The 26,759-nt window shown below is 60.1% G+C and carries 26 protein-coding genes and 3 pseudogenes; 21 read left to right on the top strand and 8 right to left on the bottom strand.

Going from position 1 to position 26,759, the window contains the following annotated elements; translation table 11 throughout:
- The 12 genes and pseudogenes from H6B51_RS10510 to H6B51_RS10455 all read left to right on the top strand — a co-directional run.
- A pseudogene (locus H6B51_RS10510) lies at nucleotides 1–266 on the top strand (Stk1 family PASTA domain-containing Ser/Thr kinase); the annotation flags it as partial.
- A gap of 2 nt (nucleotides 267–268) precedes the next feature.
- Nucleotides 269–1,150: a ribosome small subunit-dependent GTPase A gene (rsgA, locus tag H6B51_RS10505; protein WP_204883642.1), complete on the top strand. Its 882-nt coding sequence runs from the start codon at nucleotides 269–271 to the stop codon at nucleotides 1,148–1,150.
- Nucleotides 1,135–1,785, top strand: a complete 651-nt coding sequence (locus H6B51_RS10500; protein WP_204883641.1) for a thiamine diphosphokinase — start codon at nucleotides 1,135–1,137, stop codon at nucleotides 1,783–1,785. The genes rsgA and H6B51_RS10500 overlap by 16 nt, the downstream gene beginning before the upstream one ends.
- 83 nt (nucleotides 1,786–1,868) lie before the next feature.
- On the top strand, nucleotides 1,869–2,033 hold the full coding sequence (locus tag H6B51_RS10495; RefSeq protein WP_204883640.1) for a hypothetical protein: 165 nt from the start codon (nucleotides 1,869–1,871) through the stop codon (nucleotides 2,031–2,033).
- A gap of 2 nt (nucleotides 2,034–2,035) precedes the next feature.
- A complete protein-coding gene (gene spoVM, locus H6B51_RS10490; RefSeq protein WP_204883639.1) occupies nucleotides 2,036–2,125 on the top strand; it encodes a stage V sporulation protein SpoVM in 90 nt (29 codons plus the stop codon).
- 86 nt (nucleotides 2,126–2,211) lie between these two features.
- A complete protein-coding gene (locus tag H6B51_RS10485; RefSeq protein WP_204883638.1) occupies nucleotides 2,212–3,738 on the top strand; it encodes a DUF3794 and LysM peptidoglycan-binding domain-containing protein in 1,527 nt (508 codons plus the stop codon).
- Nucleotides 3,739–3,868: 130 nt separating this feature from the next.
- A complete protein-coding gene (ruvC, locus tag H6B51_RS10480) occupies nucleotides 3,869–4,402 on the top strand; it encodes a crossover junction endodeoxyribonuclease RuvC (RefSeq protein ID WP_204883637.1) in 534 nt (177 codons plus the stop codon).
- Nucleotides 4,403–4,414: 12 nt separating this feature from the next.
- The gene (gene ruvA / locus H6B51_RS10475) at nucleotides 4,415–5,020 is read left to right on the top strand and encodes a Holliday junction branch migration protein RuvA (RefSeq protein WP_204883636.1); all 606 of its coding nucleotides are present in this window, start codon (nucleotides 4,415–4,417) and stop codon (nucleotides 5,018–5,020) included.
- Between the two features lie 12 nt (nucleotides 5,021–5,032).
- Complete coding sequence (locus H6B51_RS10470; RefSeq protein WP_204883635.1) at nucleotides 5,033–5,371, top strand: DUF6054 family protein; 339 nt, start codon at nucleotides 5,033–5,035, stop codon at nucleotides 5,369–5,371.
- Nucleotides 5,372–5,383: 12 nt separating this feature from the next.
- On the top strand, nucleotides 5,384–6,439 hold the full coding sequence (gene ruvB / locus H6B51_RS10465; RefSeq protein WP_204883634.1) for a Holliday junction branch migration DNA helicase RuvB: 1,056 nt from the start codon (nucleotides 5,384–5,386) through the stop codon (nucleotides 6,437–6,439).
- 135 nt (nucleotides 6,440–6,574) lie between these two features.
- Nucleotides 6,575–7,210, top strand: a complete 636-nt coding sequence (locus tag H6B51_RS10460; RefSeq protein WP_204883633.1) for a sigma-70 family RNA polymerase sigma factor — start codon at nucleotides 6,575–6,577, stop codon at nucleotides 7,208–7,210.
- A 70-nt stretch (nucleotides 7,211–7,280) separates the two neighbouring features.
- The gene (locus H6B51_RS10455) at nucleotides 7,281–7,562 is read left to right on the top strand and encodes a zinc-ribbon domain containing protein (RefSeq protein WP_204705998.1); all 282 of its coding nucleotides are present in this window, start codon (nucleotides 7,281–7,283) and stop codon (nucleotides 7,560–7,562) included.
- A 79-nt stretch (nucleotides 7,563–7,641) separates the two neighbouring features.
- Here the strand turns inward: H6B51_RS10455 and glpK are convergent, their stop codons facing one another.
- Complete coding sequence (glpK, locus tag H6B51_RS10450; protein ID WP_204883632.1) at nucleotides 7,642–9,132, bottom strand: glycerol kinase GlpK; 1,491 nt, start codon at nucleotides 9,130–9,132, stop codon at nucleotides 7,642–7,644.
- Between the two features lie 214 nt (nucleotides 9,133–9,346).
- Here glpK and H6B51_RS10445 point away from each other — a divergent pair, with 214 nt between their 5' ends.
- From H6B51_RS10445 to H6B51_RS10435, 3 genes and pseudogenes are all read left to right on the top strand, one after another.
- Nucleotides 9,347–13,435 (top strand): EAL domain-containing protein, encoded by a 4,089-nt coding sequence (locus H6B51_RS10445; RefSeq protein WP_204883631.1) that lies wholly within the window; start codon nucleotides 9,347–9,349, stop codon nucleotides 13,433–13,435.
- A gap of 29 nt (nucleotides 13,436–13,464) precedes the next feature.
- A pseudogene (locus H6B51_RS18465) lies at nucleotides 13,465–13,984 on the top strand (chemotaxis protein CheB); the annotation flags it as partial.
- Nucleotides 13,973–16,006, top strand: coding sequence for a CheR family methyltransferase (locus H6B51_RS10435; RefSeq protein WP_418055067.1), 2,034 nt, complete (start codon nucleotides 13,973–13,975; stop codon nucleotides 16,004–16,006). The pseudogene H6B51_RS18465 and the gene H6B51_RS10435, both read left to right, overlap by 12 nt.
- A 55-nt stretch (nucleotides 16,007–16,061) precedes the next feature.
- On the opposite strand, the gene H6B51_RS10430 is transcribed toward H6B51_RS10435, so the two are convergent.
- Nucleotides 16,062–16,511 (bottom strand): manganese catalase family protein, encoded by a 450-nt coding sequence (locus H6B51_RS10430; protein WP_418055066.1) that lies wholly within the window; start codon nucleotides 16,509–16,511, stop codon nucleotides 16,062–16,064.
- A gap of 271 nt (nucleotides 16,512–16,782) precedes the next feature.
- Here H6B51_RS10430 and mobP3 point away from each other — a divergent pair, with 271 nt between their 5' ends.
- The 6 genes from mobP3 to H6B51_RS10400 all read left to right on the top strand — a co-directional run bounded on the left by mobP3 (nucleotide 16,783) and on the right by H6B51_RS10400 (nucleotide 20,705).
- Entirely contained in the window at nucleotides 16,783–18,585 is a 1,803-nt protein-coding gene (mobP3, locus tag H6B51_RS10425) for a MobP3 family relaxase (RefSeq protein ID WP_204883627.1), read from the top strand.
- A gap of 22 nt (nucleotides 18,586–18,607) precedes the next feature.
- Nucleotides 18,608–18,748, top strand: coding sequence for a hypothetical protein (locus H6B51_RS10420; RefSeq protein WP_204883626.1), 141 nt, complete (start codon nucleotides 18,608–18,610; stop codon nucleotides 18,746–18,748).
- 61 nt (nucleotides 18,749–18,809) lie between these two features.
- Nucleotides 18,810–19,106, top strand: coding sequence for a type II toxin-antitoxin system RelB/DinJ family antitoxin (locus H6B51_RS10415; RefSeq protein WP_204883625.1), 297 nt, complete (start codon nucleotides 18,810–18,812; stop codon nucleotides 19,104–19,106).
- A gap of 2 nt (nucleotides 19,107–19,108) precedes the next feature.
- The gene (locus tag H6B51_RS10410) at nucleotides 19,109–19,447 is read left to right on the top strand and encodes a type II toxin-antitoxin system RelE/ParE family toxin (RefSeq protein WP_243421244.1); all 339 of its coding nucleotides are present in this window, start codon (nucleotides 19,109–19,111) and stop codon (nucleotides 19,445–19,447) included.
- A 57-nt stretch (nucleotides 19,448–19,504) separates the two neighbouring features.
- Entirely contained in the window at nucleotides 19,505–20,176 is a 672-nt protein-coding gene (locus H6B51_RS18335; protein ID WP_204883624.1) for a hypothetical protein, read from the top strand.
- Nucleotides 20,177–20,486: 310 nt separating this feature from the next.
- Nucleotides 20,487–20,705, top strand: coding sequence for an IreB family regulatory phosphoprotein (locus tag H6B51_RS10400; RefSeq protein ID WP_204883623.1), 219 nt, complete (start codon nucleotides 20,487–20,489; stop codon nucleotides 20,703–20,705).
- Between the two features lie 573 nt (nucleotides 20,706–21,278).
- On the opposite strand, the gene H6B51_RS10395 is transcribed toward H6B51_RS10400, so the two are convergent.
- The 6 genes and pseudogenes from H6B51_RS10395 to H6B51_RS10380 form a co-directional block, all read right to left on the bottom strand.
- Nucleotides 21,279–23,579, bottom strand: coding sequence for an EAL domain-containing protein (locus H6B51_RS10395; RefSeq protein WP_204883622.1), 2,301 nt, complete (start codon nucleotides 23,577–23,579; stop codon nucleotides 21,279–21,281).
- Nucleotides 23,580–23,699: 120 nt separating this feature from the next.
- The gene (locus H6B51_RS10390) at nucleotides 23,700–24,371 is read right to left on the bottom strand and encodes a hypothetical protein (protein WP_204883621.1); all 672 of its coding nucleotides are present in this window, start codon (nucleotides 24,369–24,371) and stop codon (nucleotides 23,700–23,702) included.
- Between the two features lie 15 nt (nucleotides 24,372–24,386).
- Nucleotides 24,387–25,052 (bottom strand): DUF1538 domain-containing protein, encoded by a 666-nt coding sequence (locus tag H6B51_RS17780; RefSeq protein WP_243421245.1) that lies wholly within the window; start codon nucleotides 25,050–25,052, stop codon nucleotides 24,387–24,389.
- A gap of 243 nt (nucleotides 25,053–25,295) precedes the next feature.
- Nucleotides 25,296–25,709: pseudogene (locus H6B51_RS17775) on the bottom strand (DUF1538 family protein); the annotation flags it as partial.
- Nucleotides 25,710–25,714: 5 nt separating this feature from the next.
- Nucleotides 25,715–25,909, bottom strand: a complete 195-nt coding sequence (locus H6B51_RS17770) for a hypothetical protein (RefSeq protein WP_243421243.1) — start codon at nucleotides 25,907–25,909, stop codon at nucleotides 25,715–25,717.
- A gap of 332 nt (nucleotides 25,910–26,241) precedes the next feature.
- On the bottom strand, nucleotides 26,242–26,625 hold the full coding sequence (locus H6B51_RS10380; RefSeq protein ID WP_335342144.1) for a tyrosine-type recombinase/integrase: 384 nt from the start codon (nucleotides 26,623–26,625) through the stop codon (nucleotides 26,242–26,244).
- Between the last annotated feature and the right edge of the window lie 134 nt (nucleotides 26,626–26,759).

Below are 26,759 nucleotides of genomic sequence, written 5' to 3'. Positions count from 1 at the left end.
CGCCTACGCAGACGCCGACTCCCACGCCTTCTCCCACCTCCACGCCGGTAAGCCAGCCCAACACCATCGGCTATACCATCGACCTGCCCCGAGACCGGGAGCAGGTGGAGCTGGTGGTCACCGTGGACGGCCAGGAACAGTTCCACCAGACCGTCCAGACCGCAACTCTTGTAAAGGTGGTAAACCTGACAGGCTCGGGCGTGCAGATGGTGAACGTGTACTTTGACGGGGAGCTCTTCTCCAGCCAGAACCACAACTTCGGCTGATTATGGAAGGAATCATTTTAAAGGCCCTCAGCGGCTTCTATTATGTAGATGACGGCTCCGGCAGGCTCACCGCCTGCCGGGGCCGGGGCAAGTTCCGCCACCAGAAGGTGAGCCCTCTGGTAGGGGACCGGGTGGAATTCACCCCGTTGGAGAAGGACAGCGGCATTCTGGACGCCATCCTCCCGCGAAAAAATGAGTTTCAACGACCGGCGGTGGCCAACATCGACCAGTTGGTCGTGGTGGCCTCCGGGGCTATCCCGGTGACTGACCCCTTCCTCATCGATCGGGTGGTGTCCATCGCCCAGGGTCGGGGCTGCGACAGTGTCATCGTGCTCAACAAGTGCGACCTGGACCAGGCCGACGCCCTCTACGACACTTACACCCGGGCAGGCTTTCTCACCCTGCGGGTGAGCGCCGAGACTGGGGAGGGTATCGAGGACCTGCGGGCGGCAATCGCTGGAAAGGTGTCTGCCTTTACAGGCAATTCCGGCGTGGGCAAGTCCTCCATCCTCAACGCCCTCCAGCCCGGGTTCCACATCCAGGTGGGGGAGGTATCCGACAAGCTGGGCCGGGGCCGCCATACCACCCGCCATGTGGAGCTCTTCCGGCTGGATAACGGGGCCATCGTAGCGGATACCCCCGGCTTCTCCTCCTTCGATACCGAGGAGATGGAGCTGCGGGCCCCGGAGAGTCTGCAATACACCTTCCGGGAGTTTGCCCCCTATCTGGAGAAATGCCGGTTCACTGGCTGTGCTCATGTAAAGGAAAAGGGCTGTGCAGTTCTTGCGGCGGTAAAAGCGGGGGAGATCCCCGCCAGCCGCCACGCCAGCTATGTGCGGCTGTACCAGCAGGCAAAGGAAGTGCCCCAATGGCAGAGAAAGTGACGGAATACGGCCTCATCATCGGGGCGGCCCCCTGCGCCGGGCTGGCCTTTCTGGAGGACTACCTGGAGGGGAAGGACTGGACGGTGATCTGCGCCGACGGAGGTCTGAATACCGCCCTGGCCGCCGGGCTGCGCCCGGACTACCTCATTGGGGACTGGGACTCCGGCGGCAGGCCGGCGGAGGGCATTCCCTGGGCCCAGCTGCCGGTGGAGAAGGATTTTACTGACCTGCAGGCCGCCGCTCACTGGGCGCTGGAGCGGGGGATCAACTCCCTGCTGCTGTGCGGCTGCACCGGCGGCAGGCTGGACCACACCGCCTCCAACCTGACCCTGCTGGAGTGGATCGCCAATCAGGGGGGGCGGGCCGTGATGGCAGACGGGGACAACGAGGTCCGGCTGCTGGAGGCAGGAGAGCCCCTGACCCTGGCCGATCTGCCCCACTACCACTATCTCTCCGTCATCCCCCTGGACAGAACTGTAAAGGGCCTTACCTTGCGTGGGGTCAAGTACCCCCTGGAGGGGGCGGAGGTCACCCGGGGGGATACCCTTACTGTCAGCAACGAGCCAGCCACCCCTGTGATGAAGCTCTTCGCCGCCCAGGGCCGGGCCCTGGTGATCCGCAGCCAGCGGGAATGAGCCCGCCGGACCGCTGAAATGAACACAACAGCCGTCTTCTGCGTATACTGGTGCAGAACCAGTGAAAGGAGGCGGCTGTTTTTTTGACATTACAGGGCAAAAAGGCGCTGGCCATCGGTGCGCTATGTGGGGCGGGCGCGGTGCTGCTGCTCCGGCCGGGGATGCTGGTGGTCTTTGTGACGGGGGCCTGGTTGGGCCGCCGGGGCCTGGGCTGGCTCAGACACTATTGGCTGGACAGGGAGGTGTGAGCGTGAAGATCGTGGTGGTGAGATCCCCCAAGGCCCTCAGCGGCCTGCTGAAGCTGGTGTTCGGTTTCAGAAAGCGGGGCGGGGACGACTGAGGCATAGCGGACCAACCTTGTACATATAGTGCTCTAGCAGTAACTGCACAGACTGGGCGATGGCCCGCACAAGGAGTTGGAGCACTATGGAGCTGGAATTGGAACGGATACCGCTGGACGGATATACCCCGGTGCTGGAGACCGTCCTGGCCCAGGAGGAGACCCTGGAGAGCATCGTGCCGGACGCCTGCCCGGATCTGCTGGAGATCCTGGATACGGAGGGGATGGTGTTCCTCCAGCGGAAGGAAGCCATGGAGGGCCGGCTGGAGGTGACGGGGACCATCCGGGCCGTGCTCCTATGTCAGCCCGAGGGGGCCGAAGGGTCCCGGCGGCTAACCGTGGAGCTGCCCTTTACCTGCGCCGCCGACGGCGGGGACATCACCGCCGACTGCAAGGTGGTGGCTCTGCCCCGGCTCCGGGGGGCGGACGCCCGGCTGGTCAATCCCCGGAAGGCCCTGGTACGGGCCGACCTGCTGGTGGAGGTCCAGGTGTTCGCCCCGGCCAACCAATGGGCCCCACAGGGGGTGCTGGAGGGAGAGCAGGCAGGGGTAGAGCAGCGGACGGAAACCTGTGAGACCTGTGTCACCGTATGCGTACAGGAGAAACCCTTTACGTATAGCGACGAGCTGGCCCTGCCTGGCAGCCGCCCGGAGGGGGAGGAGCTGCTGAAATGCCGGGCCTCCCTGGCCTGTACAGAGGCCAAGGTCATTGGCAGCAAGCTCATCTTCAAGGGGAACGCCAAGGTCCAGGCCCTCTACCTGGGGGTGGACGGCGGGCTGCACACCGGGGAATTTGAACTGCCCATCTCCCAACTGATGGAGGTGGGGGGCGCCGGGGAGGAGGCCGCCTGCCAGGTAGCTCTGATCCTTACCGACCTGGACTGTACCCTGGACCGGGGGGACGGCCGCACTCTCAGCCTGACCATGGGCCTGCTGGCCCAGGCGGTGGTGCGGGAGCAGCGGACCCTCACCCTGCTGTCCGACGTGTACTCTACCGCCTACGATCTGGAGGTGAGCGCCAGTTCTTTGGCTGTTACCAGGCTCACTGACCGGGGGGAGCGGGAAGTGGCCGTCCGGGAGCTGCTGGAGACCGGCACGCTGCCCCAGGAGACCATGGACGCCTACCTGACCCTGGGGGAGGTGGCCCAGAGCCGGGAGGGAGAGAAGCTTACCCTGACCGTCCAGGCCAACGTCCATGTGCTCTGCCGGGGAGAGGATGGACAGCTGCTGACGGTGGATCGGGCCATCCCGGTGACCTGCCCCCTGGACCTGCCTCAGGGGTGCCGCTGCGCTTGCCGGTGCGCCTCCACCGCCCCGGTGTTTGCCTCTCCCACCGCCGGCGGGGTGGAGGTACGTTTCCCGGTGAGCTTTTCCTGGCTGGCTCTCACCGGGAGCAAGGCCGCCGCCGTCAGCGGGATCTCCTTTGACGAGAACACCCCCCGGGATCACACCGGCCAGCCCTCCATCGTCCTGCGGATGGTGGGGAAGGGAGAACGGCTGTGGGATATCGCCAAGTCTTACGGCACCACCGGCCGGGACGTGATGCAGGCCAACGCCCTGGAGGAGGAGGAGCTGCCCGAGGGCCAGCTGCTGCTTATCCCACGCAAACGGTAAAACAGTACATCCAGCAGGGCCCGCCGCTTTGGTTGCGGCGGGCCCTTTTGTCGTCGCAACTTCCTCCTTGCACCGCCGGGCGGGCCGTGGTACAATCGTTCTATGGACTGACAGAAAGGGAACCGACGCTATGCTGATTTTAGGGATCGATCCCGGCTTTGCCACCGTGGGCTTCGGCCTGGTGGAGGCGGCGGGGGGAAGGGCCCGGCTGGTCCAGTGCGGGGCCATCACCACCCCGGCGGGGGAGCCGCTGCCCGCCCGCCTGTGCCAGATCGCTGACGACCTGGACCTGCTGCTTACCCAGTTCAAGCCCCAGGCCATGGCCATCGAGGAGCTGTTCTTCAACAGTAATATCACCACCGGCATCGGGGTGGCCCAGGCCAGAGGGGTGCTGCTGCTGGGGGCCCAGCGGCGGGGGGTGGCCATCTATGAGTACTCCCCCAGTCAGGTGAAGCAGGCGGTGGTGGGCTACGGCAAGGCGGAAAAGCGGCAGGTCATGGATATGACCCGCCGTCTTTTGAACCTGAAGGCTGTTCCCAAGCCGGACGACGCCGCAGACGCGGTGGCCATCGCCCTGTGCCACGCCCGGTCCTTTACCTCCCGGCTGCAAAGCCCTGACGCCGCCCGTCCGGGCAGCGGCCGGTATGACGTGCGCGACCGCTAGGAGTTTACGATTATGTTTTATTATGTTAATGGAACCGTGGCCCACACCGCCCCCTATCTGGCGGTGATCGACTGCGGCGGGGTGGGCTACGCCTGCCGCACCACCAACAATACCCTCTCCCGGCTGAAAAAAGGGGAGAGGGCCAAGCTGTTTACCCACCTCAACGTGCGGGAGGACGCCATGGAGCTCTACGGCTTCGCCACTGAAAACGAGCTCAACTGCTTTCAGCTTTTGCTCTCGGTGTCCGGGGTGGGGCCCAAGGCGGCCCTGTCCATCCTATCCTCCGCCACGCCGGAGTCCCTGGCCATGAGCATCATCACCGGAGACGAGAAGGCCCTCACCGTGGCCCAGGGTATCGGCAAAAAGATCGCCCAGCGGATCATCCTGGAGCTGAAGGACAAGCTGGCCAAGGGCCAGATCACCCCCGGCGGCGAGAGCTATGGCGGCACCGGGGTCACCGTCATTCCGGAAAACAAATCCTCCGAGGCCGCTGCCGCCCTGGCGGTGCTGGGCTACTCCCAGGCCGAGATCGGTCTGGCCCTGAAGGGGATCGACGTGGACGCCCTCAGTCTGGAGGAGATCGTCAAACAGGCACTGAAGAAAATGATGAAGGGGTAAGGAGGAGCAAACATGGCAAAACTGGAACGGGAACTTACCGGCAGCTTTGACCGGCTGCTGGACTATCTCCACGACGGCATTCTCAACGGCAGCGCCTCGGCCAGCTGGGAGGACAGCAGCGACTACGCCAGCGGCTCCGTCCGGGTGGCCGTCCGGGTGTACGAGCGGTACAGCATCATCGGCAGCAACCGGGTGAGCCTCAACCTGACCCTGGTGGGCAACGGTCCCAACCTGTTTTTGTCCGCCATCACCTCCGGCGGCAGCCAGGCGATGCTGTTCAAGATCAACACCCTGGGGGAGGGGGCCTTCCTGGACGTGGTGGAAGAGCTGCTGGACGGGTGGAACGGATAAGGAAGTGAGACTTTGAGCATCGCGTTTTCTGAGGACGGCTTTGAGACCCAGGAGCCTCTGGTGACCACGTCCCTTACCCGGGATGACGAGAACGAGGGCTCTCTGCGGCCAAAGACTCTAAGCGAGTACATCGGACAGGCCAAGGCCAAGGGCAACCTGGAGGTGTTCATCCAGGCCGCCAAGATGCGGGGCGAGCCGTTGGACCATGTGCTCCTCCACGGTCCCCCGGGCCTGGGCAAGACCACTTTGTCCAATATCATCGCCAATGAGATGGGGGTCAACATCCGCATCACCTCCGGCCCGGCCATTGAGAAGCCCGGCGATCTGGCGGCCCTGCTCACCAATCTGGCGGAGAATGACATCCTCTTCGTGGATGAGATCCACCGGCTCAACCGGTCGGTGGAGGAGATTTTGTACCCTGCCATGGAGGACTTTGCCATCGATATCATCATCGGCAAGGGGCCGTCGGCCAACTCCATCCGGCTGGACCTGCCCAAGTTCACCCTCATCGGGGCCACCACTCGGGCGGGCCAGCTGTCCGCTCCCCTCCGGGACCGGTTCGGGGTGACCCTGCGGCTGGAGCTGTACACCCCGGAGGAGCTCTCCCTTATTGTCACCCGGTCTGCGGGCATTCTGGATGTGCCCATCGAGGCAGACGGCGCCATGGAGATCGCCAAGCGTAGCCGGGGCACCCCCCGTATTGCCAACCGGATGCTTCGCCGGGTGCGTGACTTCGCCCAGGTAAAGGCTGGGGGCGTCATTACCCGGGAAGTGGCCGACGTAGCCCTGTCCGCCCTGGAGGTGGACCACCTGGGACTGGACGCCATCGACCGGCGGATGCTCACCTCCATCATCGACCACTACGGCGGGGGACCGGTGGGGCTGGAGACCCTGGCGGCCACCATCAATGAGGAGGCAATCACCCTGGAGGACGTGTACGAGCCCTACCTGATGCAGATGGGCTTCCTCACCCGCACTCCCAGGGGCCGGTGCGTTACCCGTCGGGCCTATGAGCATTTGGGTCTGGCCGTCCCCGGCGGGACGGGCATGGACCAGCTGAGCTTTTGAGGGAAAAGGCCATGCAGGGATGGATGCATGCCTCTGGGCAAATGTGATAAAAAATTATAGGGCGGTCCGAAATATTTCTGTGAAACACTTGACAAAATCTAGGGCCTATGCTTATAATGTGCAAGGAGAAACGGCATGAAACCTGACCGATTCCAGTCCTCAGCCCCGGGTGATGAAGTACTGTGCGCCCGGGTGGCCGCCGGTGACCGCAAGGCGGAGGAGGAGCTGGTGCTGCGGTATAACCGCCTGGTGCGGGCCTGTGCCCGTCCCTACTTTCTGGCAGGGGGGGACAGCGAGGACCTGATTCAGGAGGGTATGGTGGGCCTGCTGGCCGCCATCCGGGAGTTCCACCCGGAAAAAGCCGCTTCCTTCCGCACCTTTGCGGAGGTCTGTATCAAAAACCGTTTGCTCTCTGTCATCAAGGCGGCAGCTAGAGATAAACATATGCCGCTGAACAGCTCTGTCTCGTTCGATCCCCCTCTTTTCAGCGGGAACGGTGACCGTTACCCCTATGGCGCGCCCCAACCCCAGGAAAAAGACCCGGAGGAGATCTTCCTCAGTCGGGAGGCCTTCCGGGAGCGGATGGAAACGCTGGTGGGCCAGCTGTCCGGTTTCGAGGCAAATATACTTCGGTTGTATCTAAATGGCCTTTCCTATGCCGAGATCGCGGCCGAGGTAAACAAGTCCCCAAAATCGGTGGACAACGCAGTACAGCGCATCCGGCGTAAGCTGGCCGGGCGCACAACTTCCGGCGATATCAGCACCAGCTGAGCGCATATTACTCTGACCCAGCAAATGGATCATCCGGACCTGGGCAAAGAAGCAAAGAGAGGGTATCATCATGTACGAAGACAAGACTCTGGTATGTAAGGAATGTGGCCAGGAGTTCGTGTTCACCGCCGGTGAGCAGGAGTTCTACGCTGAGCGCGGCTTCCAGAACGAGCCCCAGCGCTGCAAGGCCTGCCGTGACGCCCGCAAGGCTGCCTCCCGCGGCCCCCGCGAGTATTTCACCGCTACCTGCGCTGCCTGCGGCGGCGAGGCCAAGGTTCCTTTTGAGCCCAAGTCCGATCGTCCCGTTTATTGCAGCGACTGCTTCGCCCGGATGCGCGGCGAGCAGAACTAATCTGCCGACCAAAAAGGACGCCCTTTGTGGGGCGTCCTTTTTCTTGCCTTGGGGAGGTAGAGGCCGGCCAGCCTTGTCCCTATTCCGCCCAGCGGAGGGCTCGGGACACCGCCTTTTCCCAGCCGGCCACTAATGCCTGGCTGGTCTCCAGGTCCATTTCCGGGCGGAAGGTGCGGGCAACCGCCCAATTTTCCGCCACCTCTGCCTTGTCCCGCCAGCAACCCACCGCCAGACCCGCCAGGCAGGCGGCCCCCAGGGCGGTGGTCTCGATGCACACCGGCCGCTGGACGGGTACCTGAATCACGTCAGCCTGAAATTGCATGAGAAAGTCGTTGGCGCAGGCTCCTCCGTCCACCTGGAGAGAAGACAAGCGGATGCCGCTGTCCTCCTCCATGGCCCGCAGCACGTCCCGGGTCTGATAGGCCAGGGACTCCAGCGTGGCCCGGACGATGTGGGCCCGGCCCACTCCCCGGGTGAGACCCACAATGGTGCCCCGGGCGTAGGGGTCCCAGTAGGGGGCCCCCAGGCCGGTGAAGGCAGGTACCACATACGCCCCGTTGGTGTCGGTCACCTGCCGGGCCAGCTCCTCCGACTGGGCGGCGGTGTCGATGAGCCGCAGCTCATCCCGCAGCCACTGGATGGCCGCCCCCGCCACAAAGATGGAGCCCTCCAGGGCGTATTCCACCTGGCCGTCCACCTCCCAGGCCATGGTGGTCACCAGACCATTTCGGCTCACCACTGGCCTGTCCCCGGTATTCATCAGAAGAAAACAGCCGGTGCCATAGGTATTTTTGGCCATGCCGGGGGAGAAGCAGGCCTGGCCGAAGAGGGCGGACTGCTGATCCCCCGCCGCCCCGGAGATGGGGATGGGCCCGCCGAAGAGGGAGGGGTGGGTGTAGCCGTAGACCTGGCTGGAGGGGACCACCCTGGGCAGCATGGCGGAGGGAATCCCCAACCGATCCAGCAGCTCCGGGTCCCACCGGCGCTCAAAGATGTTGTACAGCATGGTGCGGGAGGCGTTGGAACAGTCGGTGACGTGGACCATCCCCCGAGTCAAGTTCCAGATGAGCCAGGAGTCCACTGTGCCAAAGAGAAGTTCCCCCGCCTCCGCCTTTTCACGGGCTCCGGGTACGTGGTCCAGGATCCACCGGATCTTGGTGCCGGAGAAATAGGCGTCCAATACCAAGCCGCACTTAGTCCGGATTTTCTCTCCCCAGCCCTCCGCCGCCAGCTGGTCGCAGAAGGGGGCGGTGCGCCGGCATTGCCACACGATGGCGTTGTACACTGGCTGACCGGTGGCCTTGTCCCATACCACGGTGGTTTCCCGCTGGTTGGTGATACCGATGGCGGCTATGTCGGCCGCGGTGGCGCCGATTTTGAGCATAGCCTCCTGGGCCATACCCACCTGGCTGGCCCAGATCTCCATGGGGTCGTGCTCCACCCAGCCGGGGTGGGGGAAGTACTGGGTCAGCTCCTTCTGGGCCTGGGAGCACACCCGGCCCTGACGGTCAAAGAGGATGCAGCGGGAGCTGGTGGTGCCCTGATCCAGGGCCATGAGATACTTTGCCATAGGGACGGCCTCCTTTCGACGGGCTTTGGAATGATCATACCAAAAAACGGAGACAGACGCAATGCGACAAGGTAAAAATAGTCCTCGTATTCCATGGAACCGGGCGCAATCACCCTTGAAATCAAGTGGAAACAACGGTATAATTTTACATGCTAAATGATCTGCCGCGGATGGCCGGGCAGAAAACAAATCCTGACCTTGGGAATGAACGTGTATGCAAGAGACAAACGGACAATTTGACAGATCCCTGCGCCGCCAGTTTGAGGAGCTCCAGGAGCGGGCGGCTAAGGATTCCCTGTCCGGCCTGCTCAACCGAGCCACCACAGAGGCCTATATCAACCAGCGGCTGGAGCAGGCCGGCCCTGAGGAGACCTGCGCCATGTTCATCGTGGACCTGGATAATTTCAAGCAGGTCAACGATACTCTGGGCCATCAGGCGGGGGATCAGGCCATCCGACAATCCGCCCAGATCCTCTCCGGTATGTTCCGGGCCACGGATATCGTGGGCCGCCTGGGTGGGGATGAGTTTATCGTGTTCCTGTCCGGAGGGATCACCGAGAAGCTGGTTCAGCGGAAGGGACAGGAGATCTGCCAGCGGCTCCAGCTTTCCCTGGGCAGCAGCGCCTCCGTAACGCTGACCGCCAGTGTGGGTATCCACATGGCGGTGGGACAGGGCCTGCGGTTTGAGAACCTGTACCAGTCCGCCGACCTGGCCCTGTACAAGGCCAAGAAAAACGGCAAGCACGGATACTATGTAAAATACAGCCATGGGCTCCAGCAGAGCGCCGAGACCTTTCTGCCGGTAAGCACCATCCCCATCAGCGGCCTGCTGGAAAATTTGGACAGTGGGGTAGCCCTCCTGGACATGGGGGAGCCCATCCGTCTGATTTATGTCAGCCCCAGCTTCTGCCGCATCATCGGGGTGGAGCCCCAGAATTATGACCTGCCCAGGACGCTGGACCACGTGGTGCATCCCGACGACGTGCCCGGGCTGGAGGAAGCCCTGCGGAAGGGTTTTGAAGCGTCCCAGCCGGTGGATCATGTCCACCGGGTGTCCGGGGACAGGAAGAACTGGTTCTGGTGGCACATCCGGGCCGCCCGCATCGAGTACGGCAACGCCCGACCGGTGATGCTGGTCACCGCTACGGATATCTCCCAGTTCAAGGAGAGCGAGCAGCGGCTCCAGGAGATCAACGAGCGGCTGCAAAGCGCCTTTGAGCAGACCACTCAGGGGATGTGGGAGGTAGATATCCCCGCCAAGAAGGTGACATTGTTCAGCTGCAATGACAGAAATGGAGGGTCACCCATCTGGCACCAGGGGACCTTTCCCAAATCACTGATCAGCAGCGGCTGGATCCACCCCAATTCGGTGCCCAGATTTCTGGAGTTTGCCCAGCAGATGCTGGAGGGCCGGACCCAAGGGTATGGTAATTTTGTGGTCCAGCACCAGGATACCGGCTGCTACGGTTGGGCGGCCATGTCCTACCGGCTGCTGTGCGATGATGCCGGGCGTGTGGTGAAGGCAGTTGGTATCATCGAGCGCCTGTCCGAGGACCCGGCGGGGCAGCAGGCCAAGATGCTGCCCAGGCGTCTGCTGCCAGAGCACCTGACCGCCTATCTGATTGTGGGGATCCAGGCCGACCTGACTCTGGATACCGTAACCAGCCTGTGGCTGGAAGGGAAGGATCAAAGCGGCCGGGTCGCCAACGTCCCCTGCTCCCGGGTGCTGTCCAAGGGAATGGAAAAGGTCTTTTCCCAGGACGACCGGCAGGCTGTGGCAGGCTACTATGACCGCAACTGGCTGCTGGAGCGGTTCCACCAGGGGGACCGGTGGCTGTGGACGGAATACCGCCGGGTAGACGCCGGAGGGGATATCCGTTGGGTGACCCATGTGGCCATTCTGATGGAGGATCCGGTCAGCCAGCACGCTCGTCTGTATTCCTATCTGCTCCAGGAGCACAAGCGTCATCAGTGGGAGCTGGGGTTGGGTATCCAAATGGCACGGGACCCGGTCACCGGTCTCTACGACAGGGCCACTGTCCGGGCCCTGGTAGAAAGTCTGCTGGGGAAGGAGAAACGGCGCGATTGCGCCCTGTGCGTCATCAAGCTGGCTGGCATGGAGCAGCTGTGCGTCCTGGGCGGCGACGAAATGAACGACAAACGCCGCTGTGTCTTTACCGCTCTGTCGGTGGGCCTGGGCCCGGATTGTGTGGTGGGCCAGTACAATCGGGATAAGCTCATTGTGTTCTTTCCGGATATCGCTGCCAGGCCAAGGATCAAGACCATGCTGGAGGCCGCCTTTTCCTTTGTTCGCCTGACCCAGGCCAACACCATGGATATGGACAGCCTGCGCTTTGTGGCTGGCGTTACCCATGCCAGGCAGGGCCAGAACAGCTATGTCAACATGATTGCCCAGTGCGTACAGATCTGTCAGCTCAGCCGCAACTGTCCGGCGGATACGGTTACCTTTTATCAGGAAGAGGAAGAGGACTGGGCCTGGAGCGAGCTTCAGAGCAGCGGAGAGCTGGACCAGATCACTGTCCATCAGGCGGAGATGAGCCGGCCCCTGTCCGAGCGGGAAAAGGACGTGGCCCTGCAATGCGTATCGTCCATGCTCTCTTCCAATTCCCTGCAAAGCTCTATCCGCAGCGTTCTCAGCTATATCGGTACCTATTACCGGGCGGATCGGGTCTATGTGCTTACCCTGGCGGAGGATCACCATGTGGTCACTATGCCCTATGAGTGGACGGGCAGCAGCAAGGCCAGCATCCAGCAGGCAGTATCCGGTATGCCGGTGGAGCGACTCCCCATTCTCCAGCGATGCCTGGAGGAGCGGTCCCCGGTATTTCTCAGCCGGTCCCTGCAATTCGCCAAGCCCAAGCCGGATGCGGCGCCGGCGGAGCCATGGCACTTTACTACCTTCCCCCTTATGGAGGAAGGGGTGATCGAGGGCTTCCTGTGCATTGAAAACGCCAGGGAGCACCCTGCCGACGCCGCTCTGTTCAGCACCCTGCTCCCACATATCCTGGGCGAAAGGAAACGCTTTCAGGAGCATATCCAGGTCTCGGAAGAGGAGCCGGGCGTCTTTTTGAGCGAGCTGCCCAACCTGCGCTCCTATCTGAACGTGATCTATTCCCTCAATTCCGATCTGTACAGCTCCATGGGCGCGGTTTGCCTGGATGTCCCCGGCCTGTCCACCATCAACAGCAGCCTGGGCTTTGAGTACGGCAGCCGGCTGCTGTGGTATGTGTCCAAGACCCTGGCGGATATTTTCGGACACTCCTTTCTGTTCCGCACCTGGGACGCTGAATTTGTGGTCTTGTGCCCTGACACCACCCGTCAGGTCTTTATGGGCCGGTGCAACCGGCTGCGCACTGCGCTCCAGCGGCGTTACCCAAAGGATCTGCGCATCGGCTACACCTGGGCGGAGGGAGTCTTTAACGGGAAAACACTGGTGGGCGAGGCCAAGACCATTATGCGCTGTGAACAGGTGGAGGCCGTGCCCCGGGCCGAGGTATTCGCCCTGGGTCCCGACGTCCATACCGCGGAAGAGGCCATCCGGCTGGGCCGGTTCACCGTGTACCTCCAGCCTAAGGTCCACATGACCACTGGCAAGCTCATCGGGGCAGAGGCCCTGGTGCGGGGAGTGGACCAGGAAGGCAACCTGGTGATGCCCGACCGGTTCATCCGGGAGCTGGAGCAGAGCGGAGATGTGCGGGAGCTGGACCTCTTCGTGCTGGAGCGCACTCTGGCCCTGATGGACAGTTGGCGGGAACAGGGGCTCCAGGTGGTTCCCATGTCGGTGAACTTCTCCCGCTTCACGCTGTTTGACCCCGCTGCTCCGGCCTCTGTGCTGGCGATCCAGAGCCGCTATCCCCTGCTGCCCCCCGGTATGCTGGAGGTGGAGGTAACCGAGAGCGCCGGCAGCGTGGACAGCCGCTCCCTGGCAGAGGTGATGGAACAGTTCCGTGCCTATGGGATCCGCTTTTCCCTGGACGACTTTGGCTCGCAATATGCCAACCTGTCTATTTTCACCAACGTGAAATTTGACTCGGTGAAGCTGGATCGGAGCCTGATTGCCGATCTGACCAGCAACGTCCGCTGTCAGATGCTCATCCGGGATCTGGTGAGCATCTGCCACACCTGTGGCATGATCTGTGTGGCGGAGGGGGTGGAGAACCGGTCCCAGATCGACGCCCTCTCCAACGCGGGCTGCGCTTACGGTCAGGGCTACTTCTTTGACCGCCCCATTCCGGCGGAGGTATTTCAGAAAAAATACCTGCACCAGATTCCCGCCAAGTAAGGCGCGGATTTGGCTAGGAGGCTTCCGACATGACTATGATAAACGACACTCAGCTGGATCAGGGCAAGGACTGCTCACCGCTGATCATCGGCATCGGCGCGTCCGCTGGGGGCGTGGAGGCGTTGCAGCAGTTTTTCAGCTGTATGCCGCCCAACAGCGGCCTGAGCTTTGTGGTGGTACAGCATCTGTCTGCTGACTATAAGAGCCTGATGGCGGATATCCTGGGCAAGCACGGCCATGACCGTGCTCCAGGCTACCAACCATATGAAGGTGGAGCCGGATACGGTCTACCTGATCCCGCCGGGAAGATTCATGACCATCCACCAGGGCAGGCTTATCCTGTCCGACAATGAGGCGGGCACTCTGAACCACCCTATCGACACCTTTTTCGTCTCCCTGGCCGAGGAGGCCAGGGAGCACGCCGTGGCGGTGGTGCTGTCGGGTACCGGCTCCGATGGGACCAATGGCGTGAAGGTGGTGAAGGAGCACGGGGGGATGGTCATCGCCCAGGACCCGGAGAGCGCCAAGTTCGACGGTATGCCCCAAAGCGTCATTCGCACCGGCCTGGCCGATTTCGTCCTCTCCCCGCAGGAGATCGCCGGGGAGATCCTGAGCTTTTCCAACACTCCGCTGCTGCACATACCCAAATGGGCCCATTCCGCCGACGGGGACGCCCTCTTTTCTGAGGAGGACACCCTCGCCCATATCTATGCCATTTTGAAAAATGCCAGCGGCATCGACTTTACCTATTATAAACGTTCCACCATCCTGCGGCGGATCCAGCGGCGGATCCTGGTGACCCACAGCGCCAGCCTGTCCGATTTTGCCCGGCTGCTGGGCGAGGATCAGAACGAGGTCGGCATCCTCATCAAGGAGATCCTCATTGGGGTGACCAGCTTCTTCCGGGACGCCTCCTTCTTCGAAAAGCTGAAGTACAACGCCATCTACAAGATCGTGGAGCGGGCCAAGGAGGGGGACCCCATCCGGGTTTGGTGCGCGGGCTGCTCCACCGGCGAGGAGGCCTATTCCATCGCCATCCTCTTCCAGGAGGCTATGGACGAGCTGCGGGTGAAGCGGGACGTAAAGATTTTCGCCACCGACGTGAACAGTCAGGCGGTGGAACAGGCGGGGAAGGGCGTCTTTACCGGAAATATCGTGGACGACATCACCCCGGACCGCCTGGCAAAATATTTCCACAAGCACAACGACCGGTACACGGTCTCCAAGCAGATCCGGCAGATGATCGTCTTTGCCGTACACAATATGTTCTCCGATCCCCCCTTCGGCAAGCTGGACATGATCAGCTGCCGTAACGTGATGATTTATTTCCAGCCGGTGCTGCGGCGGGGGCTTTTCTCTATCTTCCACTCCGCCCTGAAGAACAACGGCTTCCTCTTCCTGGGTCAGAGCGAGACCGCCGAGGAATATGGTAACATTTTCAAAACAGTGTGCGGCACGGAGAAGATTTACCTCCATAAGGGGGAGGGCAAGGTGGAGGATCTGACCCCGCCTACCTTTAATATTCCCAACATCCAGACTGTTTCCCGGAAAAGCGCCCGGACCATCGGGGAGGAAGAGGAAAACCAGGTGCGCGAATCCACCTACACCAAGTTCCTGGAGGCTTTTCTGCCGGCCTCTGTGGTGCTGGATCAGAACGACATGGTGGTCCACTTCTTCGGCAACTACACCGACTACCTCACCCTGGCCCCCGGGAAGGCAACCCTCAATTTCTTCAGCCTGGTGAATCAGGACCTGACGCTGGCTGCCTCCACCGCCCTGAGCCGCTGCCGGGCGGAAAAGGAAAGCGTGGTGTACACCGATATCGTGGTGGACTGCCCAACCGGGCGGAAGGTGATCGATCTGATGGCCCAGGTAATACCCGGCGAGACGGGGGAGGGGAGCAGCCTGACCGCCGTGCTCTTCCTGGAGAATAAGCGGGGCAATCTGGAGGGCATAGTGGAGAAGTACGACGTGGACGCCACCGCCGCCAGACGCATCGCCGACCTGGAGCGGGAGTTCCAGATCTCCCAGAGCGATCTGCGGGCCACCATTCAGCGGCTGGAGACCGTCAACGGGGAGCTTCAGGCCGCCAACGAGGAGCTGATCACCGCCAATGAGGAGCTCCAGTCCTCTGCCGAGGAGCTCCAATCGGTGAACGAGGAGCTCTATACCGTCAATACCGAGCACCAGCTGAAGCTGGACGAGTTGACCATGATGACCAACGATCTGTCCAACTTCCTGTCCTCCACTATGATCGGCATCCTGTTCGTGGACAGTAAGTTGAACATCCGCAAATTCACCGAGTACGTGGGCCGGGAGTTCCAGCTGATGGAGCACGACATCGGACGGCCCATTCAGATCCTCGCCCACAGCTTCCCCAACGAGGAGATAGAGGCGGACGCCAGGGCGGTGTTGAAGAACCTGAGTTCCATTGACCGGGAGGTCACCGCCATGAACGGCCGGTGCTATACCCTGCGCATCGCGCCCTACCGCACCACTGAAAACAGCATCCGGGGGCTGGTCATCACCATCATCGACAGCCTGAGCGCCGGTCAATCCGTTCCACGATAAATGTAAAACATGGGCCTGCTGTGCATACAGCAGGCCCATATTTTACGCCGGAGGTTCACTTGTCGAAGGCGGGGTTGGTGAAATACACGTTTTTCTGGTCCATTTTCTCCTTGGCCAGGCGCACCGCTTCGCCAAATCGCTGGAAGTGGACGATTTCCCGCTCCCGCAGGAAGCGGATGACGTTGTTCACGTCGGGATCGTCGCTCATTCGCAGGATGTTGTCATAGGTCACCCGGGCCTTCTGCTCGGCGGCCATATCCTCGGTGAGGTCGCAGATCACGTCTCCCTTGACGCCGATACCGGCAGCGTTCCAAGGGGAACCGGAGGCGGCGGTGGGGTAGACCCCGGTGGTGTGATCCACAAAGTAGGGGGCAAAGCCGCCCTCCCGCACCTGCTTGTCGTCCAGGTTCCGGGTGAGCTGGTGGACGATGGCCCCGATCATCTCCAGATGGCCCAGCTCCTCGGTGCCTACAAAGGGGTCAAAATGGAACCAAGAACAAAAAATGCCTGAGCCGCAAGGGTTTCCGGCTTTGTTTCATGCCCAAAATCCGAATGTGCCGATTCCCGGATACCTGTTTTCCATGAAGATGGAACAGGATGGAACCAGACGCAAGGTGAAGCCAGTGTGGCAGGTGGATGTCTGTGTGGCACTGCCTGATAACCGTGTGTCCTGAAAGGGAGGTGTTGCACAATGAATGAGCAGGTGCGAAACATTCCCTGGACGACGCGGTGGAGCGACAGCGGCGCACAGATTGACGTGCGGGAGTTGATATGCCATGCCCCGCCTGATCTTCAAGTGTCCCTATGTGAAGGGCGGCTCTCAGAGAGCTGCCGCCCACCTGAGCAACTACGTCCGCTACATGGCCACCCGGGAGGGGGCGCAGAAGTTCTCGCCGGACCAGTCCTGGCTCCCTGCCACGGAAAAGCAGCGGGAGTTAGTGGAGCAGCTCCTCCGGGACTTCCCCCTCAGCCGAGGGACTTTCGAGTATGAGGACTACGCCGCCGCGCCCACCCGGGGTAACGCCTCGGAGTTCATCACCAGGGTCCTGGAGGACAACTACGACCGGGCCGCAAAAAAAGAAAACTACGTCCAGTACATCGCCAGCCGCCCCCGTGCCCAGCGCACGGGGACCCACGCGCTCTTCACCGGCTCGGACGAGACCCTGACCCTGTCCCAGGTGGCGGAGGAGGTCGCAAACCACACCGGCAATGTGTGGCTGCCCATCCTATCCCTGCGGCGGGAGGACGCCGCCCGGCTGGGCTACGATGACGCGAATCAGTGGAAGGTCCTGCTCACCGGCTGTGCTATAGAGATGGCCCAGGCCATGAAGATCCCCTGGGACCAGTTCCGGTGGTACGCCGCCTTCCACGATGAGTCCCACCACCCCCATGTGCATATGGTCTGCTACAGCGCCGACGGCAAGTCCGGCTACCTGACCAAGCAGGGCATCGCCCAGATCAAGTCCGGTCTGGCCAAGGAGATCTTCCGCAATGAGCTGACGGAGCTCTATCGGGAGCAGACTCAGCGGCGGGATACCCTGAATAGTGAGGCAGCGGTAGTCATGGAAACGCTGGTCCACCAGATGGAGACCGGCACACTGGAAAACCCCCGCATGGAACAGCTCATGGAACACCTGGCTGGGAAGCTGAAAAACCTGTCCGGCAAGAAGCAGTACGGATACTTGGAAGCCCCGCTAAAGGCTGTGGTGGATGAGATCGTGGACGAGTTGGCCAGGGATCCCCGCGTCGCCCAAGCCTACGACCTGTGGTATGAGATGCGGGAGGAGGTGCTGCGCACCTACAAGGACGAACTGCCGGAGCGTCTGCCCCTCTCCCGGCAGAAGGAGTTCAAGGCCATTCGCAATCTGGTGATCCGGGAGGCTGTGCGGCTGGGGGAGCTCCGGCAGGTGTTCCACCCGGAGGATCAGACGGAAGCGGCGGGCCCGGACGGCCCAGAACAAGAAACGGGCACAAATCAAAATGAGGGATCGGAAGAAACCGGAGCGCCGCCCCCTATGTGGGAGTGGCGCTTTCGCCGTGCGTGGGCAGCCCTCCAAGACCACGCTTCCTCACCGGAGCAGGTTGCCCAGGCACTGGAGGAGGTGACCGCGGCGGCGGAGGCCGGATACCGTCCGGCCCAGTACCGGCTGGGGAAGCTGCTGCTCCAGGGAGAGCGTGTCCCCAAGGATGCCGGAGCCGCTGTCCGCTGGCTGACCGCCGCGGCGGAGCAGGGGGACCAGTACGCCCAGTATGCGCTTGGGAAGCTGTATCTGCTGGGTCTGGAGGTGCCGGAGGACCGGGAGCGGGCCAGATTGTGGTTCCAGCAGTCCGCGGAACAGGGCAATCAGTACGCTCAATATTTTCTGACCAACATGGACAGCCGCCGCCTCCAGCCTGTGGCCTGGGCGGTGTCCAATTTGCTCTACCATATAGCCGGCATCTTCCGGGAGCAGGAACCGCGCCAGAAGGTTGGCGCCATCCGCTTCACGGACAAGAAGCTGCGCCAGAAGATCCGGGAGAAGAAGATCGCCATGGGCCACAAGCCGGACGACCACGAAGAACAGACCGTCACGATGTAGAAATAGAAATGGAGGATATCGTGTGAAACAGAATCACTACAGCGCGGACAGACGAACCAGCGCCAAGGCCCTGCCCCTGGAGCGCCGCTCTCCATTGCGGCAGACCCGCGCCGTCGTGCGCCAGATCCCCTATCACCGGAAGACCCGCAAGCGGCGCTGGTAAATTTTGTGTTGCAAACCGCCATACAAAGAGGTATAATATCTCCAGAAAGGCGGTGCAGCTTATGGCAACCAAAACAGCAAATGTGACAGCCCGTGTCCAGCCTGAGATCAAGCGGCAGGCGGAGGAGATCCTGGACCGCCTCGGCGTTCCTGTGTCCGTGCTGATCGACTCCCTCTACCGCCAGATCATCATGACCAACAGCATCCCCTACTCCTTCCGCGTCCCCGCGGTCCCCACCCGGGACGCCATGACAACGGAGCAGTTCGACAGGATGATGGCAGAGGGGCTGAAGCAGGCAAAGGCGGGACAGGGCACGGATCTGAAGGATGCCTTTGCCCAGATCAGGGAGTGCATCTGACCATGGAGCAGTATCGGGTCAGGATGACAGACCACGCCATCGGGCAAATGGGGGAAACTGTCCGCTATATCTCGAAGGTGCTCCAGGCGCCGGAGACCGCCCTCCGCTGGGCCGACCGGCTGGAGGCGGAGATGGCGAGGCTGGGCAGGATGCCCGGCCGCTATCCACTGACCCCGGAGGAGCCATGGCGGTCGGAGGGAATACACAAAATGCCAGTGGAGAATTTTCTGGTGTACTACTGGGTCAATGAGGAAGCCATGACCGTCTGGATCACCGCTGTGGTATACGGGCGGCGGGACCAGCTGGACCAGCTCCAAAGGATGCCGCTCCCTGAAACATGAATATGACAGACTTGGGAGGCCGCGATCAGCGGCCTCCCTCTTTTTTGGAGGTGGACTATGCCCTACATCCCATTCACCGAAGAACAAAAACGCCGGGCCAACTCTGTGGACCTGGCGGAGTACCTCCGCCGGCGGGGAGAGATGCTCATCCCCTCCGGGCCGGAGTACCGGCTGGCCTCGGACCACAGCGTCACCGTCCGGGGCAGAGAGTGGTACGACCATGAGGCGAAGGAGGGCGGCGGCCCCGTCTCCTTCCTCCAGACCTTCCATAACCTCAGCTATCCGGAGGCAGTGCAGCGGCTCCTGGACGGAGAAGGCGTCCCCTGCCCCTCGGCGGTGGAGCGGAAACCGGAGGCGAAGCCTTTCGCACTGCCTCCGTCCAGTGATTCCATGCGCCGGGTGTTCGCCTACCTGCTCAAGGAGCGCCACATCAGCCGGGAGGTACTCACCGCCTTCGTCCGGGCGGACCTGATCTACCGGGATGTCATGGACGCAATCCCGGGCGTGACGTTCTATTTCCCTCCGCCGTATGCTCCATGGCAGCGCGGAACAAACGAAAATACCAACGGCCTGCTTCGTGAATTTATCCCAAAAGGTTCTGATATTGCTGCCCTCTCCCATGAACAAATACAGCTTTTTGAAGATGCTCTCAATCTTCGTCCCCGTAAATGCCTGGGCTGGCTCTCACCCTTTGAAGTCCATTTTCAGAAAGTGTTGCACTTGACTTGACAATGTGCCACTTCGTATTACAGCACAGCGGGAGCGTGATCCCCCTAGAGGTCAAGGCGGAGGAGAACCTGCAGGCCAAGAGTTTGAAATGCTTTGCTACCAACAATGGGCTGCTCTTCGGCGTCCGCACCTCCATGTCAGATTATCGTAAGCAGGATAAGCTCGTTTATTTGCCGCTCTACGCAATTTCCCAGCTATGCGAGGTCTGCGATGTATTTTCATAAAATAGGCCGCATATGGGAAAGAGTTCCTATATGCGGCGCAACCGCCGGATCCATTTTATGCTGAAGATGTCTGGGAGGTGACGCGCATGGCGGGAAATGAAAGCAAGGCGAATTTAATGCGCGTCCATAAGGCGCTGCAAGAGAAAGGATACAACCCGATCGGCCAGATTGTCGGATACCTGTTGACCGAGGATCCGACCTACATCACAAATCATCTTGACGCCCGCAAACTTATTTGGAAGATTGACCGATATAATTTGTTGGTGGACATTGTGGCATCCTACTTCGAATCTTGCGAGAAATGAAAGCACAGAGCAGTCCTTTCTGGCCTGCATGGCGAGATGAAGTTGTTGCCAGGTTTTGTAATGCATGCGCCGGTTCATCCAGACCGCAAACCTTTTTCGAAGAGGTTGAATTAGCGCGTACCGATGAATTTGTCCGTGCGAAACATGGCAAGGATTTCGATAAGTTCTCGAAAGAGATGTTTTCTGACGGCCGGATCCTTTACCGCTATGACAATGGCAGCGTGACATATTCTTACGAACTCACTGAGATATGATCGGGTTAGCATACGCTTCAGATCAAACGCTTTGATGCTTCGGAAACCTGCAGCAAAGTGACCGCCCCGGCAGCCGCAAGATGTGGCTGCCGGGGCGGTTTCATCATGTGCGATAAATATCCATTGTGTGAACTGAAATTGTCAGAACCCCTCGCTCAGTGCCGGCAACGGCCAGCGAGCCGAGATTCTCTCCGGCTTTTGCCGTGGTCGAGTAAAGTCCCTGTTGAAGTGATCGCCAAGCTGTACTTTGAGCAGAAACCGTACCCCGCCGCTCAAAGTAACGGAGGGTGCAGCCCGTATAGAGCGGTGGTCACGCAATTCAGACTTCCTTCCCGCTCGGGCCGTTTTGCAGTTGCCCTTGCATGAAGATCCGATCAAAATCAGCGGCGGAAACAGGACGGCTGTACAAATAGCCCTGTCCAAAGTCGCATCCGAGCGCTCGAATCATCCCCTCGTCCTCTGCGGTTTCCACGCCTTCCGCAACCGTTGCGATGGAGAGAAGCCTCGCCATCTGAACGATCTCTTTTATGATGAGCTGAGAGCGAGCCTGCTCTTGAGGGGAAAGATTCAGCAAAAACGCCCGGTCCAGCTTCAACTCATCGATTTTCAGCCTGCTCAGGGCGTTCAGAGAGGAAAATCCGCTTCCAAAATCGTCCAGCGAGATGCGAAATCCCTCCGCATGCAGCTGAAGAATGATCCCGTTGAGCGCGTCCACATTCTCCAACGCCAGGCTTTCCAGAATCTCCAGCGTGATGAGGCGGGCGGATATGCCGTATTTCCTTACCATCGCTTTTAAAGCCTGGACATAATCCGGCTTAAAAAACAATTGTTTGGATTGATTTACGGAGATGGGGATCGGTGTGACGCCCCGGCCAAGCCACACGCGGATCTGGCGGCACGCCTGCTCCACCATGTAAAGATCCAGCTGCATACAAAAGCCGTTGCGTTCAAAGAGAGGGATAAACTGATCGGGATAGATCATCCTGCCGCCGGTGGTCCGCCAGCGCACCAGCGCCTCAGCCCCGGCCAGTGTATCGCTGCGGAGGTCTTTCTTCGGCTGCAGGAACATCTCAAACTCTCCATCGCGAAGCGCCTGATTCATATGCCGCTCAATATAGTTCTCCAGATCCTCCTTTTTGTGCAGCTCCGTATCAAAAAACCAGATCGTGTTGGTATGCCCGCTCTCCGCTTTTTCCAGCGCAAAGTGCACACTGGTGCGCATATGGTCGGCCGTGGCTCCGGGATCGTCACTGCGGGGGGAGGGCACCACGCCGCAGTAGAACGCCATTTCATAGTCGCTCTTGCTGATCTCGGTACCGCGGACAAGTTCATCAATCAGCGTCTGCAGGCGGAGACGGACGGCGTCCGGATCCACATCCATCAGGAAGAGATAAAAGATGTCTTCAGTATCCCGGGAAAAAAATTCACCGCTTCGCAGGTGCCGGCCGATGATCTCTTTGATCTCACAAAGCAGACAATTGGCGCGCTCCTTCCCGAAAATCTCGGTGACAAACGGAAATTGACGAGTCCTGAGCGCCACCACGCTGCCGCCTGTCATACCCATCGCCTCTGTCAGCCGCTGGTGATAGCGCACCATATTCTCTGCTCCGGTCAGCGGATCATAGTAAGCCAGACGCTTCAACTCAAGATGATAATCGCGCAGCAGGCGATAACCACGGACCACGACAGTCATGACCAGAAGGAACGCCAGAAGGAACAGGAAGCCGACGAGCGAATTGAACCTTTCGGAAACGGCGGTCAGGCCGCTTCCCGTGCTGACGCAAAACAGATACCATCCGTTAAGCCCCACCGGCTCCAGGAGGAAGGGATAAGAGACGCCCTCATGGGTAAAGGACGAGAATATCCGTTCCTGCCGCGCCATGGCACCACGTACTTCTTCCGCGGCAGATTCAGATAGATAGGAGCCACTATAAATATTAGAGAGATTTTCCTGCACGACAGTGTTGGGGGAGCGCATCAGAAAACTGCCATCTGTTCCAAGCAGGTGAATATAACCGGAACTGCCCAGCGCGGTGTCCTCTGCGAGAATGCTGCCGAATACGTCAATATAGTCGGTGGCGGATAGCGCCCCGATCACGGTTCCCTCGTGATAAACGGGAATGCTGTAGGCAAATACTCTTTGCTGGGAGATTCTGCTCTCAAACAGCCGAGAGACCGTGGGCGTTCCTTCCAAGGCTGTATAAACTGCACTTTGCAGCTCCTGGGGCAGCTCTGGCAGGCTGGCATCTGTCACGATCTCGCCATTCGGCGGGCAGATGACGCCCTGAAGATCCGTGTCGAAGAACGCGACGGTCACAAACGCGCCGTCCCTGTTGGCCTCGTCCAGTTTCCGGGCAAGAAGGGACCTGTCCGTTTCATCACGCGGCCCTTCGATGAGCGCGGAGATCGCGGAGAGCGTCTGAATATCGTATTGGAACTGCGCGAATATTCGGGACTTATACTCCTGGGCTTCCAAGGAAATCTGGTCGCGGCTGACAGAGCTTCTTAAATTTTTCAGGTGAAGGAGCAGTGTTCCACCGCAGGCCAGCAGTGCAATGAATACTATCAGGGCTTGGAGTATAACTGATCGCAGCTTCTTGTTTAATATCTCTTCTATCATGGCTATACCCCTTTTTCTGATGTTGACCGTGGAGCACGGAAAGCAGCAATGTCCTGCCGACTTGACGGTGTTTCTCTGTGCGTCTGATGAACGAGCGGGATCCTTACCGGCTACGCGGACTTATCCCAGATGCGCCATGTGCTCCACACCCAACGAACAGATCACCGCTCCCGCCTCAGACTGGAGTCCGTGATGGGTGTTGACAGCCTCCATCACGCTGTTGCGGATCTCACGGGGGACCACGATCAGGATGATCTCCTTCTCTTCCCGGAGCGTGAGTCCCTTCATCTGTTCGATTTCGTCCATCATCACCCAGCGGCCGCGGACCACCGTGCCGCCTCTGGCGCCGGCTTCCTTCGCGGTAGACATCACTTCATCGGTAAAGCCCTGATTGACCGTGATCATAATCAGGCTGTTTTTTTCCTGCATATCTTCATACTCCCTATCTTTCTCCAATTTTGTCCTGGCGCCGATGGATGCGGCCAGCAAATTGGTCACTGCCTCCATAGCAACCATGAATGCGATGCCCCGGCCGGGGCACAGGTCGTGCAGATCATCTTTCAGCTTTTCCAGCAGGTTCAGCGCTGTACCGGCTGGTGCGAAGCTCAGGATGATGTCCTTCTCCGAACCGCCCAGGCCCAGAATATCCATGATCTCCGAGGTGGCGGTCCCGGTTCCTTCGCAACGCATATGGGTAAACACCTGCTCTTGATCATAAAGCTTTATCAGTTTGTTCCCGTTGCCACGCTCGATGATGGAAACAATCATGACGAGCCTCTTCAGATCTTTCATGCCTTGCCCTCCTATTCATGCGTCATAATACAAGATGCTGTCCTCCGCTTGGGCAAGTTCCGCCCGCAGAGCGTCGTTTTCCAGTTTTTTTCGTACCCGGCCGGCCAGACCCAGAAGCTGGATGGTCACCAGGGGCGTCATCGCCACCATGGCAACCAGGCCGAACGCGTCTGTCATAAAGTTGCCGCCAAGCGCCTGGCAGGCGCCCATGGCAAAGGGTAGCATAAATGTGGCCGTCATAGGCCCGGAGGCTACGCCGCCGGAGTCGAACGCCACGCCGGTGAAGATTTGGGGCACGAAAAAAGTGAGCGCCAGTGCGAATACATAACCAGGGATCAAAAACCACATGATGGATATTCCGGTAAGTACCCGCAGCATGGCGATCCCGACGGAAACTGCTACGCCGATGGAGAGTCCCCTGCGCATGGCGCGCCGGGAAATAGAGCCCATGGAAACTTCCTCCACCTGCTTGTTCAGAACATGGACGGCGGGTTCCGCGGCGACGACAAAATAGCCCATGACCATACCGATGGGGATCAGCAGCCAGGGTTGTCCCCCGGACGCTACGGTGGCGCCGATCAACTGGCCGGCAGGCATAAAGCCCACGTTCACTCCCGTGAGGAACAAAACCAGCCCAATATAGGTGTAAATAAAGCCGCTGCTGATTCGCAGCAGCTGCATTCGCTTAAAGCGCCGCGTGACCAACTGAAACATCAGGAACATCATGCAGATGGGTATTACGGCGACAGCCACTTCCTCGGCATAGCGGGGGACCGCCCGGAGGAAAACGAGAGCGGCGTCCCGTGTGGTAGCGACATCCACAAGAGAGACAGAGGAGTATTCGGCGCTGTCCGGTGTGTAGCAGATGCCCAGGATCATCACCGACAGGATGGGGCCGATGCTGCAAAGAGCCACCAGACCGAAACTGTCGCTGGTGGCGTTCTTATCACTGCGCATGGATGCTATGCCCACGCCGAGCGCCATAATAAAGGGCACGGTAATGGGGCCGGTGGTAACACCGCCGGAATCAAAGGCCGCAGGGATAAAAATCTCTGGCACAAAATGGGAGAGAATGAACACCACGGCATAAAATCCCACCAGCAGGAAAGAAAGAGGGATTTGCAGCCGCACGCGCAGCAACGCGATCACTAGAAAGATCCCTACGCCCACCGCCACAGTCAGGATCAGCGTCATGTTTGGCACGGCGGGAACTTACTCGGCCAGAACCTGCAGATCCGGCTCTGCCACGGTAATCAGCGCTCCCAGAACAAAGCACAGCAGGATTGGCAGAGCCATCCCTTTTGCTTTCCCAAGAGATGCGCCGATCCCCTGCCCCATTGGAGTCATGGAGAGATCCACGCCCAGCGTGATATCCCGATACCGATGATCAGAAGGAATGCGCCGAAGGAGAAAAGGACGATAACCCCCGGAGCCAACGGCGCGATAGTCACGCTCAGCAGCAGCACAATGGCTGTAATGGGAAGGACAGAGAACAGAGATTCCTTGATTTTCTCTATGAGCTGTGGATTGATTTGCACGGACTTGCTCCTTTCGGCCGCCGGCCCCCGACGGCAGTTATTTATAAAAAGTATAACAGACACGGGAGACTAAAGTACAGGAGAAATTCTGATTCTTGACAGAATGTTAAGATATTCGCCCTTTCAATTTGGTACTGAAGCCATATTTCGAAAGACGCGGTCTCTCGCGGCGGCGCTGTTTTCGCGGGCGATTTCCCGTCATACAGACGCCGCGGCGGGGATCGGCCGCAGCCGAAAGCCTGAAAGGACGAAAAAAATATCTTCCGTTGGTCCGCGGGAAACGGCGGTCGCCGGGCTGCGGTCCGGGATACGCCCTGCCGGATGGAGCGGCATCAGTAGAAGAGCTCCATTCCAATGTACGCCTTGTCCAAGTCGTCCTGATCCACCCCCAGGTATCGCCGTGTAACCGCATAGTCACTGTGGTTATAAATGTGCATGATCACCACAGGAGAGACCGCTTTGCTGGTCCAGGCATGGTAGCCCCAGGTTTTTCTCAGACTGTGACAGGAGATCTTTCCGTGCAGGCCCACAGCCATTGCTGCCGCACGGATGATACGCCACGCCTGAACCCGGCTGATAGCGTTGGCGTTTCTGCGGCTGCTCGCGAAAATAAAGTCACCGCGCCTGTGGGGCAAATATAGCCGTAGGGCCTGGAGCACCTGCTTGTTCAGAGCGATGGTCTTGGCTTTCCCGGTCTTCATCTCCACTATGGTCACGTGGGTGTGAAATACCCTTTGCTTCTCATCATAATCACCATGCCGACCGCTTCGCTCTCGGCACAAATAGGGATGAAAGAGAGCAGACAAACGGTCGCCTTTCTTATAAAATTAGATTGGGGAGGAAGCACACT

Origin of the sequence: Pseudoflavonifractor phocaeensis (genome assembly GCF_016901955.1) — a bacterium.
Classification (GTDB): domain Bacteria; phylum Bacillota; class Clostridia; order Oscillospirales; family Oscillospiraceae; genus Flavonifractor; species Flavonifractor phocaeensis_A.
Note: the sequence above shows the minus strand (reverse complement) of the source record. Positions and strands in the feature narration are given on the sequence as shown.